The following is a 12,673-nucleotide window of genomic DNA, read 5'->3' as shown; positions in this document are numbered from 1 at the left end:
GCGGAAAGGAACGGTGACCGGGTGCCTCGGGTGACCTTGCAGACGATCGCGGACCGGGTCGGCGTGAGCCGGATGACGGTCTCCAACGCGTTCTCACGCCCTGACCAGCTCTCTCCCACGCTGCGCAAACGCATCCTCGACGCGGCGCAGGACCTCGGATACGCCGGCCCCGACCCGACCGCCCGCGCGCTGGCCAAGGGCACCACCGGCGCGATCGGCATCCTGCTTACCGACTCGCTGCGCTACGCCTTCACCGACCTGGTCGCCGGCAGCTTCCTCGGCGCGATCGCCGAGGAACTCGCCCCGACCGGCCTGTCCATCACCCTGCTCACCTCGGCCGGCACCGAAGACCTGATCCCGGCGCGGGACGTGGCGATGGACGGTGCGCTCGTCTACTCCTGCGACCCGACGTCGCCCGCCGTCGCCTGGCTGCGCCGGCGCAAACTGCCGATGGTCTTCGTCGACCAGGCCCCGGTCGAGGGCTACGCCTGCGTCAACGTCGCCGACCGGGAGGGCGCCCGGGACACCGCGCGGTACCTGCTGGAACTTGGACACACCCGGATCGCGTACGCGCTGGCCGGCGCCCATGGGCAGCACGGCCTGGTCACCGACCGCTCGGTGCTGACCGAGGGCTGGGCGTCCGTCCAGCGCCGCCTCGGCTGGGACGACGTGCTCGACGAGGCCGGCCTGACCCCGGTCATCATCCGCGAGCCGTTCGAGCGGGTCGACGCCATCCGTCGCGACGCCCGTGAGTTGTTGTCCCGCCCGGACCGGCCGACGGCGTTCCTCTGCTTCTCCGACGTGACCGCGGTCGGCGTCTATCAGGCCGCCGAGGATCTGGGCCTGCGCATCCCGGACGACCTGTCGGTGACAGGCTTCGACGACGGCCCGACCGCGTCCCAGTTGCGGCCGGCTCTGACGACGGTCCGCCAGGACGTGGAGGAAAAGGGAAGGGCAGCGGCCAGTGCCCTGACCGCTGCCCTGCAATCCACCCGGGACGGCAAACCGTCCCCTACATCTCACATCTTGTTGCCGACTGCATTGACCGCCCGAAACAGTACCGGCACGGCACCCGACTCCTAACTCGCTGTCTTCGGCCGCATCGCCGGACTATCCAGCAGATCCCGCCAAGCCGCCGACGGGCGCCTGCATTGCAGCGACCCGCAGACTGGCGATCACGGAGAAATCAGCCGCGGGATCCCGCAAGGCGTTCAGAGCGTCGGCCTGCCGCAGCAGTTCAGTTTGGATCGATGACGCCCGCAACAGCGCCTCACTCTCCTCACTTCCAAGAACCTCTAAACCCTGTTCCCGCGCTTCGTAATCGTCTGCAGCTGCATACGCTCGCTCAGCAACGTATACAGCAAGGTCAACGTTGTCGTCGCGCAGAATCTCCAAGAGATAAACAAGCGCGGCAATAGCGTCTTCCGCCTGCGGGGCCCACTCGTTCCAGTCTTCTTCTCCCGGCAACATTTCCTTGATCGACTCCGGCGAGGGGAGCCCCGCGGCGGTGCCGCTCAAATCAAGCCCCTCCAGCCCTGACCAGATCACGTCCACACAGGAACGGACTAGGGCCGGATCGCCGATTTCCTCCAGCTCGCTGAACTTCGAGTAAGCGGGTACCAGCACCTCAACGCAGCCAGCCGCGAAAGCGACACGTTGCCACTGGGCGAGGCCAGCGAGATCTTCTCGTAGCTGTTCCGAGTCAAAGCGTACCGGGACCACCATCAGTTCTCCTTTCCAAAGGTACGCTTAACTGCGCTCATCCGATCAGGCGAGATTCTATAGCCTTCTTCTTCCAGATACTGGCGACAGGGTCGGCAGATTTCGTGCGGATAACTGGAGAGCGCCCGTGGACTGAGGCCAAGGTCTTTCGCTCGCTCATTGGCAGTTACTTCCGCGTGCTGACCCGGAAGCCGTGCTTCCAGCTCGGATCCACCCAACACAGCGCGCTGGCGTGGGTCGATGTCACGGACGCCGGAGGCGACGAGGTCGGGACCATTCTCAGTGCTCATGACAACCGTGTCCCGCTGCGTCCGAGCAATGGGGTCGAGTGCACCATTGATCCGCTGAGCACTACGTTCCAGCCGAGGAACATCGCATGCCCTCCTCGCGAACCCGGGGTCGTTGTTGTGAACGAGAACCGGGTTTTGGCTGGCAAAGACGTAGTACGTGTGGGTGTTGGCGACCGTGAGGTCGCGCATCTCCTTGGTGTCGTCGTAGCTGCGGACCTCGTTGACGACGACGTCGCCCTTGCCCTCGACCTTGAGGTGGTCGCCCGGCTTGAGGTCCTTCGCCTCGGTCCACGCCTTGGTGGTCTCGTCCCAGAACGGGTGGTTCTGGGTCGTGTTCAGGGTGGCGGACTTGCCGTCCTCGTCCTTGACCGTGACGTCGGAGAACTCGTGGTCGGTGTTGCGGTGCAGCTGGGTGACCGGCTGCTCGTAGGACTTACCCGTCTCCGGGTCGGTCGCCACGACCGTGTCGCCGACGTTGACGTCCTGGATCGGGCGTTCCGATCCGTCGGCCATCAGGACCTTGGTGTCCGGGTCGAAGCTGTGGCAGCTCGCCCCGCCGGAGATGCCGGTGATCAGCCCGGTGGCCATCGGCAGGCCACCGCCGCCGCCCGACGAAGCGCGGCTGCCGCCGCCGACCGGGGAACCACCCGTCCGGCTGCCGCCCTTCTTGCCGCCGGCGAAGGCGCCGAGGCCTGGGATCATGCTCATCGCCGCGGCGCGGGGGTCGACCCGGCCGGTGGTGACGGCCTGGTTGAAGACCTCGTCGACGCCGTTCTCGACGGCCTCGGTGGCCATCCGGCCGATGAAGCCGGTGCCGACCTTGCCGGCGACCAGGGTGCCGACCTTGCCGGCGATGGCGCCGCCGGCGCCGCCGACGAGGCCGGTCAGGGCGCCGGTGCCCAGCGAGCCGAGCGCGTCACCGAACGAGTGGATGTTGCCCTGCGCGGCGTCCTTGGCCAGGTTGACCAGGGCGGACGCGCCGACCATACAGGCGACCGCACCGGCGCCGGCGGTGGCGGCGGTACAGGCCATGCCGGCCAGGATTCCGACGCCGATGGCCGCGACCTCGATGATCGCGTCCTTGTGTTCGACGACGAACTTCTTGGTGGCTTTGGCAGCGTCCTTGATCGCCGCGACCGGGTTCTTGGCTACCCGTTTCGCGGCCGCGGTGACTGCTTTACCCGCCGCCTTGGCCTTCTTGACGACGGCCTTCGTGATCTTGGCTGCCTTGTGGACAGCCGCCTTCACGAACTTCTTGACCTTCTTCTTGACCTTGGCGACCTGCTTCTTGACGTACCGCTTCACCTTCGAGGCGTAATGCTTGACCTTCTTGATGACGCGGTGGGCGACCTTCTTCACGGCCTTGACGGTGCGGTGGTACGTGGCCTTGACCGCGCTCACCGAGCGGTGGTAAGTCGCCGCGGCGTACGAGTAGGCCGACGACACCGAGTGGGAGACGTACGACGTAGCCGCGTGGTACGTGTTGCTGACGAAGCTCGTCGCCTTCTTGAAGACCGAGCCGAAGCCGAAGTGGCCGGTCGGGTCGGTCACCGTGAGCGGGTTCGCGTCGCCGTACTGGTAGCGGTTGGCGTTGACCGAGTCACCGATCGGGCTGTTCGAGACCGTGTCACGGGTGTCGAACTGTCCGGTGTCGGTGTTGTACCAGCGGGCCATCATGTTGACCCGGCTGGTCGCGGTGTCGGTCCACTCCGACTGGTAGCCGAGGCTGCCGACCATCTGCCCGGCGTTGGCGACGACCTTGCCCAGCGGGTCGTAGACCGTCGAGCCGTCCAGCGCCGTGCCGGTCGCGGTGAACTGCGCGATCACGTCGTTGTGCAGGTCGGTCCAGGCCAGCTTGGTGCTGCCGCCGCTGGTGGCGGTCTCGGCGATCACCTCGTTGCCGAGACCCCGCACGTACGTCGCCTGGCTGTCCGCGGCCAGGTCGTTGTCCGACCCGGTGTAGGAGAAGCCGTCCTTGATGGACCGGCCCAGCCCGTCGTACTGGTACGTCTGCGTCCCGCCGTTGCGGTCGCCCTGCGAGATGACCTGGCCGAACGCGTCGGCCTTGGTCTGCGTCGTGCCGGCGAAGCTCAGCGTTCCGCGGGCGGTGTAGTTGTAGTTCGCCCCGTCCGCGGTCAGCAGCCGGTTACGGGCGTCGTAGGTGAACAGCTTGCTGCCGTTCTGCACCCGGTTGCCGGACTTGTCGTACGCGTACACCGTCGTGGCGGTCCCGTTGTTCCACGAGGTCAGCCGGTCGGCGTAGTCGTACGTGTAGGTGTTGCTGATCGTCTGACCGCCGAACCCGGTGGTCTTCTTCGACGTCAGGTCGTCGTTCTCGTTCCAGCCGTAATCGACCTTCGCGATCGACGTCCCGGCCGACGAGGTGAGGTCGTCGGTCTTGAGCCGGTGCGCGTCGTCGTAGGTGAAGTTGCGGCTGTTGCCGGTCCCGTACGCGATCTTCTTGACGCTGTTGGTGACGTCGTAGCTGTACGTCGCGTCGACGCCCTTGCCGCTGTTGGTCAGCTTCTGCAGCCGGCCCGCGGTGTCGTACCCGTAGTTCGTCGTGCCCGCGGCGTCGGTACGCGAGGTCATCGCGCCGTCGCCGTTGTAGGTGAACGACGAGTTCCCGGACGGACCGCTGATCGAGGTGGCCAGGCCCCGGTCGTCGTACGAGACGGTGTTGTCGCCGCCGACCCCGGAGAACTTGGTGATCCGGCCGTCCTTGTCGTACCCGAAGGTGCGGTCGACCGTGGCGGCCTCGGCGCCGGCGCCGGACTGCTTGGTCAGCTGACCCATCAGGTCATAGGTGTTGCTGACCGAGACACCGCCCGGGAGCAGCTGCTTGACCGCCCGGCCACCCTTGTCGTAGGCGACCGTGAAGGTGCGGTCGGCCGGGTTCGGGTGCGCCGCCGTCGACGGCTCGATCTGCGACTCGGGCAGGCCCCACGAGTTGTACGTGGTCCAGAACGCGTTGTTCCGGCCGTCGGTGAACCGGGTCCGGTTGCCCTCCAGGTCGTACCCGAAGCTCGTCTCGATCGCGTCCGAGTCGTTGATCGGCTGCCGTTCCTTGATCAGCATGCCGGTCGGGTCGTACTCGTACGTGGTCGTGTGCTTACGGGCGTCGATCACCGCGACCAGGTTGCCGGCCGCGTCGTACTGGCTGGACTGGGTGGTCAGCAGCGCACCCGCCGAGTTGTACTCGCTCGACGACACCGTCTGACCGGCCATGTCGTACGTGGCGGTGCTGTAGGTGTTGTCGGCCAGGGTCGTCCTCGTCGGGCGGCCCAGACCGTCGTACGTCATGGTCGTCTTGTTGCCGGCCCCGTCGTACGACTCGACGGTCTCGCCGAGCGCGTTGTACTTCACGCTCCGGGCCACCCCGGTCGGCGACGTCACCTTCGACACCTGGCCGTTGGTGTCGTACTCGAACTTGGTCTCGTACGACGCCGGCGACGGCGCCCGGACGATCTGCGTGCTCTTCTCCTGCCGGCCCAGGAAGTCCCAGGTCGTCGCGGAGACGGCCCCGGTCGGGTCGGCCACGCTGAGCACATCGCCGATCTTGTCGTACGTGTACGTCGTCTCCCCGCCGTCGGCGGTGATCATCTTCGTCATCCGGTCGAGCTGGTCGTACTCGTACCGGGTGACGTTGCCGTACGGGTCGGTGATCGTCTTGACCTCACCGGAGTCGGTGTAGGTCGTGGTGGTCTCCGGCGTGATCGGCGTCGTCTCGCCCGGCGGCGTGTAGCTCGGGCTGCGCTGCAGCGTCGGCTTGCCGTCCGCGTCGTAGTACGTCACCGACCAGTTGCCCAGCGCGTCCTTGGAGTCGGTGACCTCGCCGAACGTGTTGTAACCGGTCCACGAGACAGCGTTCGCCGTCACCTCCCCGGTCGCCACCGACTCGGCCTTGGCCGCCGGCGCGGTCGACTTCACCGCGTTGCCGTCCTCGTCGTACGAGGTGTAGCTGGTGTAGCCACGCGGGTCGGTCACCGAGGTGACGTTGTCCTCCTCGTCGTACGTGTAGGCAGTCCGCGTGATCTTGCTGTTGGCCGCCGCGAGGGTGCCGCCGGCCAGCGCCTTGACGTCCGTGGCGGACAGCGCCTGCTGGTACACCTGCACGTCGCGCAGGCCACCGTTGAGGTTGTTGCCCAGCTCGTTGTTCCACATGCCGGTGCCGAGGTAGACCGGCCCGGTCGTCCCGAAGACCGCACCGGTGGAGGTGCTCTCCAGGGTGCCGCCCACGTAGAGCTTGACCGAGCTGTCGGCCGGGTCGTAGACGCCGGTGAGGTGCGTCCACGTGTTCGCGGCCGGCGTGCTGGTGGAGAGCGCCTCGGTGCCCGAGTTGGTGTCGGCGGCGTCGTCGCTCACCACGATGAAGCGCCAGCGGCCGCTCTCCTGGTCGTACGCGAGGTCGTACGGCGACTGCTGCTTGCCGCCACCGCCGGACACCACCCGGTAGAGCTGGTTCTTGTCAGCGATCTTCACCCAGGCCGAGACGGTGAACGCCCGGCGCGTGTCGACGACCGCGTTGTTGCTGGTCAGGTACCCGTTGCCGGACAGGACGGCGGATCCGCCGCCGTCGGTGCTCCAGCCCACGGTGCCCGTGGTGACGTCGGCCGGGCTGTTGCCGGCGCTGTCGGCGGCCCGGGTGCCGGTGCCGTCGTTGAGCTTCCACCGGGCGACCGGGCTGACCGAGCCGGAGACGTACTGGGTCTGCGCCACGGCGCGACCGGCCCTGTCGTACAGCGCCTCGATCTTGCTCAGCACCGAGCCGGACGCATCGCTCTGCGTCGTGGTCAGCGCGTTGTCGTCCTTGTCGTAGGCGACGCTGGTGGTCCGCTTGAGCCCGTCCGGGTCGGCGGTCGACGACGTCTCACGACCCGCGAAGTCGTACGTGTGGGTCGTCTTGGTGGTGAGGTTGTTGGTGTACTCGGTGGTCAGGTTGCCGGCGTCGTCGTACTCGTTGCGCTCGACGACGAACGACGTCGTCCCGTCGGTGCGGACGACCTCGCGCTCGAGACCGTTGTCCGTGTAGAGGTGCTTGGTCGTCCAGTCCTGCGCGTCCACCTCGGCGGCCAGGCGCCCGGCGTCGTCGTAGACGTTGCGGGCGACCCGCAGGTCGGTGGCGCTCTGCGGCTTGTTCGGGTCGCCGGTCCAGCCGAGCAGCCAGGTCTCGGTCAGGTTGCCGGCCTCGTCGTACACGCTCTTGGTGACCGTGCCGTCCGGGCTGGTCTGGTTGACCACCCGGCCCAGGCTGTCGTACGTGAACGTGGTCGTCGCCCCGCCCGGTGAGGTCGAGCTGACCTCCTGGCCGTACTGGTTGTACCCGTGCTTCTCGACACGCGCGGTGTCACCGCCGGTCGTGTCCTCCTGCCGTACCTCGGTGATGTTGCCGTCGAGGTCGTAGACGGTCGAGGTGAGCTCGGTGTGCACGGCGCCGGTGATCCGGTTGGTGACCGCCGGAGCCTTCTCCGTCACCTCCCGGTCCAGCCGGTCGTAGGTGTGCGTGGTGGTCACGCCGTCCGGGCTGGAGCTGGAGATCTCGATCTCGGTGAGCACCCGGCCGAGCGCGTCGTAGGTGAACTTGGTGATCTTGCCGGCCGGCTCGGTCACCTGGGCGACGTCACCGGATTTGAAGTACGTGACGGTCTGGAACCCGCCGCCCGGCATCGTCACCTTCGTCGGCAGGCCCGCCGGTGGCGTCCCGCCGTCCGCGGCGACCGTGGTCGCGTCCGTGAACGCGGTCCTGGTGACCCGCCCCTCGGGCTCGGTGACCGTGATCAGGTTGCCCTTGACGTCGTACTCGTTGGTGGTGAGGTAGCGGTTGTCCGTCTCGCTGGTCGAACCCGCGCCGCGAATCGTGAGCAGCAGGTCGTTCTTCGGGTTCGGGGCCAGCGTGGTGGTCGTCGCGTCCGGGTAGTACGTGTAGTAGACCGACGAGCACTTCTTCGCCGACTGGTCCTGACACGTGACCGACTGCTTGGTGTTGCCCCGCGCGTCCTGGAACGTCTGGGTCAGCACGCCGTTGGGGTCCCAGACCATGCTGGAGTAACCGCCGACGTCGTACCCGTACTGCGTCGTCTTGTTGCGCTCGTCGGTCTGCGCCACGATGCGGTTGCCGTTGACCAGGTCGAAGTAGGAGACCTGGGTGGCCCGCTTGCCGTCCGCGTCGGCCGGCGTGGTCACCGTGACCTGCGAGACCGGCATGGCGATCGGCGTCTTGTTGCCGGCCACCATGGTCATCGACACCGGCGCGGTCTGCTTCGCCTTGACCACGTGGTCGGCGACCTGGGCCGGGGTGAGCACGCTGTCGTAGTACGCGACCTCGGAGATCGAGCCCGGCCACCAGCCGAAGTCGGCGGTGCCGTGCGCGGCCCAGCCACCGGACCAGCGACCCGCGCCGACGTACGCGTGCAGCGCGCCGGTCGCGACGGGCGCCTTGGCGAGCGTCGCGATCGGGGTTCCGTCGAGGTAAAGGGCCTGGGCGGTGGTCGCGGCCACCAGCGCGACATGGTGCCAGTTGCCGTCGTTGACCAGCGCGGTGCTGGTCATCACGTTGGCGGACGAGCCGGACCAGAGGCCGCCGCGCAGCTTGCCGTCGGTGCCGACGTACAGCGCCGGCGTCCAGCTGGCGGTCGAGGCCGCGCCGACCGGGTCGGTCTGATAACCGAACAGCACGCCACCCTTGGCGCTGCTCTTCGGCATCTTGAACCACATCTCGACGCTGTTCGGGCCGGTCGTCGGGATGTCGTCGGCCGGCAGTTCGAGGTACGAGGTGGCGCCGTCGAACGTCGCCGCGGTCGCGTCGGTGAACGGACCGGCCTGGCCGACCGTCACCGCGTTGTAGACGGCGGTGCCGCCGGCGACCTCGTTGACCGGGTCGGCCGCGTTCTGGTCGTCACCGAGACGCCAGTAGTCCTTCGGCTTCGCCCCGAGCACCGCACCGGCGTAGACCAGGCTGCTGCCGGCCACGGTCGGCTCGGCCAGGTCCCAGCTGCCGCCGTTCTCGTCGACGACCGAGGAGACCCGGCCGGTGTTCTTGTCGTAGCCGGCCTTGGCCGTCACGCCGCCGCTCGGGCGGGTGACCGTGGACAGCACCGGCTGGGTGACCCGGCCGGACGTGTTGAGCTTGGTCACCGAGTCGGCGGTCAGCGTCTGGTTGTAGAACGCCACGTCCGCGATCGAGCCGGAGAACCAGGCCGGGGTCGCGGTGGCCACACCGGTGTTGTTGTGGTCGGGCCAGCCGCCACCGACGTACCCGGAACCGACGTTGATGTTCGCGGCGAGGTTCTCGATCGTGTAGATCGTGCCGGCCAGGGTCGCCTCGGCCTTGCCGTCGACGTAGAGCGTCTGGGTGTTGCCGGCGCCGGCCAGCACCACGTGGTGCCACTTGGCGTCGGTCACCGTGGTAGTGGACTTCATCGCCAGGGTGGCGTTGCCCATCCACAGCTCACCGCGGAGCTTGCCGTTCTTGTCGATGTAGAGCGCCGGCGTGTAGCTGGCGGCGGTGCTGCCCTTGCTGATCGGGTCCGCGTTGTAGCTGAACAGCACGCCGTTCGGGGTGGAGGTGTTGAACCACATGCTGATCGACTGGTACTGGCCCGCGGCGATCAGGTTGGCCGGCATCTGCACGTACGAACTGGTGCCGTTGAAGCCCGCGGTGGTCGGACCGGCGGCGGCCAGCGGACCGGCCTGACCGAGGTTCACGTTGCGGTACTGGGCGGCGTCGACGCCGGCGTTGGAGAGCACCCGGCTCTTCGCCACGCTCGCGCCGGCCGCCTCGTTGAACGGCCAGTACGCCTCCGGGTCCAGGTTCAGGACGGTGGTCCCGTGCTGGGCGGTCTGGTCGTAGCCGTACGCCCAGCAGTGCTGGTAGTCGTTGGGCTGGCAGACCTGGGCCAGGCGGTCACCGGTGTAGCCGTACTGCCAGGTGTTGGCGCTGTTCGCGTCGTTCGCGTCGACGCGGTCGGTGGCCACCGTCGACACGTGGAACGCGGTCGCGCTCGCCGGCTTGGTCCAGGCGACAGTCAGCTTGCGGCCGGACGCGCCGGTCACCGTCGACGGGTTGCCGTCCGTGCCGTACGCGATGGTCAGCGCACGCCCGTTGGCGTCGGTGACCGAGGTCAGCCGGAACACCTTGGCGCCGGTCACGCCGGTGTCGCGGCCGAAGACGTACGCGGTCGCGTCCTTGTCGGTCAGCTTGTAACCGGTCAGCGTGGTGCCGGACTTGACCTCCTCGAAGGTCGAGAACCGGCCGGACGGCGGGATGAACGCGCCGGCCGAGGTGCGGCCGAAGGCGACCTCCTCGCCGGTCGGGTAGGTGACCCGCACCGACTGCAGCGTGTTCGCCGCGTCCAGGGTCTGCGTCGCCTTGGCGTCGAGGATGCTCGACCAGCCGGTGCCGAACGCCGTGTCGGTCCGGGTGTCCAGGCTGTTGTAGCTACGGTTGATCGCCAGCGACGGGCCGACCGTGCTGATGTTCGCGTCGGTCGCCGACGTCGTGTAGTTGCCGATGCTGGAGTCGAAGCCCTTGCCGCCGTTCTGCGCCAGGCCGCTGGTCACCGCCGGTTGCGCGACGTTCGTGGTGAACGCGTACGCGGCCGAGGTGGCGCCGTAGGCGGACTGGTCGTACGGCCGGACCGTGTACAGGTACGTGGTGTTCCAGGCCAGCTTGCCGGCCGGCACCGTCCAGGACGAGGCGACCGCCGGGGAGGTCGCGACGGTGGTCTTGCCGTCGGCGCTGAGCACGGTGAAGACGTAGGTCAGGCCCTTGCCCGGCCAGTTGTCCGAGTCGTGGCCCTTGACCAGCAGCTCCGGGGTCAGCGTGGAGCTGACCGAGTTGTTGGCCGGGTAGCGGACGTCGACCTGCGGCAGCACGTTGGTGCTGTAGGTGACCGAGAGCTCCGGTTTGTAGGCGCCCGAGGAGAAGTTCGCGGCGGTGAACCGCTTCCACGCGGCGCTGTCGGTCTCCGACGCGGTCAGCGCGAGGCCGTTGTTCGCGTCGCCCTTGGACCAGGCGTCGATCGCGGCCGCGTCCAGCGGCACCGAGATCCACTTGCCCTTGCTCCGGTCGCCGCCGCTGTTGGTGCAGGCCGCACCCGGGTCGGTGACGGTCAGCGAGCCGATCGCGGCGGAGTACCCCGGCGTGCCGGTGAACGAGTTCAACGCGGTCAGGTCAGCGACGGTCCACTTCGAGGAGGCCGTGCGCACGTAGAAGATCCGGTCGGTGTCACAGCTGTAGGTCCAGGTCAGGTACAGCTTGAGCGTCGCCGCCGTGACGTGCTTGCCCTTGATGTCGGTGTCGAAGTCGTCCAGGTGGATGAACGAGCGCGACTTGGTGGTGCCGCCGTTGTAGGTGCCGACCGCCAGGTTGTCACCGTTGTTGTTGGTGTCCGAGTCGTTGTCGACCATCACGTCACCGGTGGTGCCGGTGGTCGCGGTCGGGTCGACCCGGACCGGGTAGACCCGCGCCGGGTCGTTCAGCCACGCGCGGTCGGCCTCGACCCGCAGCGCGATCCCGCCGTCCTGCTGCACCAGCGAGAACGCGACCTTCGTCGACTCGGCCGGGGCGCCGGAGTGCGGATCGACCTTCGAGTCCTGCATCGAGCCCTTGGGCAGCCAGGCCACGGCCTTGTCGGCCTTGTCCAGCAGCTCGATCCCGCCGGTGGCGTCGACCCGCGGGGTCAGGCCCTTCAGGGTCAGCGGGTAGGTCCAGACGTTGGACGCCTGCGGCGAGCGCAGGACCATCGTCTCCTTGATGCCGGCGTCGAACGTCTCCAGCTCGAGGTCGGTCTCCGGCAGGATGCCCGGGTAGGTGGCGACGTTGCCGCTCACCGTCGCGGTCACCGGGTTCGCGCCGAGCAGCGAGTAACCGACGCTCTCACCGGTGGGCAGCTCGAGGTTGGCCAGCGTGGCCGGCGCGGTCGTGGCGGCGGCCGGCGTGGCCGGCGTCGACGCAGCCGGCGTGGCGGGAGCCGACGCGGCCGGAGCGGACACGCCCGCGCTCGGCGTGGCGCTGGGCGCGACCCGTTGCGGCGTGGCCTTCGTCCGGACCGGAGCCTGCGCCGCGACCGAGGTGTCCATCGCGTTGGCGGCGGCGTGCAACCGGCCGTCCGGCTCACGCTTCAGGTTGACGTCGATCTTCTGCCAGTCACCGGACTCGTCCCGGAAGTTGACCGGCCGCGGGTACGTCTTCGTGGTCACCGTGCCGTCGGCGTTGGTGAACACGTCCGAGAGCTGCGTCGACCGGTCCTCGTCACGGACGCTGGTCTTCGGGTCGAAGCCCTCCTCGGCCGGTCCCGTGCCGCCGGCCCTGGTGGCCGGGTCGTGCGGCTGGTACGCGCCCAGCGTCCCGGGGGCCTGCTTGAACGGCCGCCCGGTTCCGCCCCGCGCCTTGGTGTCGGCGTATCCCGCGTCGTCCGGGCCGCCGTCGCCGTGTCCCTGCCGGGGAACGTCCGGAGTCCCGAACGCCCACGCCGGCCGCTGTGACCACCACGACCACAACCACGAGACCGGTAACTCCGGGTCTCGGACGGCACCGACCGGAGCGGCCACCGTCAATCCAAGAAAGACCGCGCAAACGATCGCGATCTGGCCCAGCCCACGGCGCATCGGCCGTCCTTCCCCCGAAGCTGTCAAAATGCTGGGAGAGTGTGCATCGCCTG

Annotated in this window: 3 protein-coding genes; 1 reads left to right on the top strand and 2 read right to left on the bottom strand. The window is 68.3% G+C overall.

The annotated features are described in order from the left end of the window. Positions 1-21: 21 nt before the first annotated feature. On the top strand, positions 22-1,083 hold the full coding sequence (locus Acy02nite_RS11790) for a LacI family DNA-binding transcriptional regulator (protein ID WP_239174597.1): 1,062 nt from the start codon (positions 22-24) through the stop codon (positions 1,081-1,083). A gap of 27 nt (positions 1,084-1,110) precedes the next feature. On the opposite strand, the gene Acy02nite_RS11785 is transcribed toward Acy02nite_RS11790, so the two are convergent. Then, entirely contained in the window at positions 1,111-1,725 is a 615-nt protein-coding gene (locus tag Acy02nite_RS11785; RefSeq protein ID WP_203739996.1) for a DUF416 family protein, read from the bottom strand. After that, a complete protein-coding gene (locus tag Acy02nite_RS11780; protein WP_203739995.1) occupies positions 1,725-12,620 on the bottom strand; it encodes a LamG-like jellyroll fold domain-containing protein in 10,896 nt (3,631 codons plus the stop codon). Before Acy02nite_RS11780 ends, Acy02nite_RS11785 begins: the two co-directional genes overlap by 1 nt. Positions 12,621-12,673 lie beyond the last annotated feature (53 nt).

This window comes from Actinoplanes cyaneus, from assembly GCF_016862095.1.
Lineage (GTDB): Bacteria > Actinomycetota > Actinomycetes > Mycobacteriales > Micromonosporaceae > Actinoplanes > Actinoplanes cyaneus.
Note: the sequence above shows the minus strand (reverse complement) of the source record. Positions and strands in the feature narration are given on the sequence as shown.

Excerpts from the sequence above, each read along its gene's own strand:
- Acy02nite_RS11785 (WP_203739996.1), bottom strand. The coding sequence starts at position 1,725 with ATGGTGGTCCCGGTACGCTTTGACTCGGAACAGCTACGAGAAGATCTC.
- Acy02nite_RS11780 (WP_203739995.1), bottom strand. The coding sequence starts at position 12,620 with ATGCGCCGTGGGCTGGGCCAGATCGCGATCGTTTGCGCGGTCTTTCTT.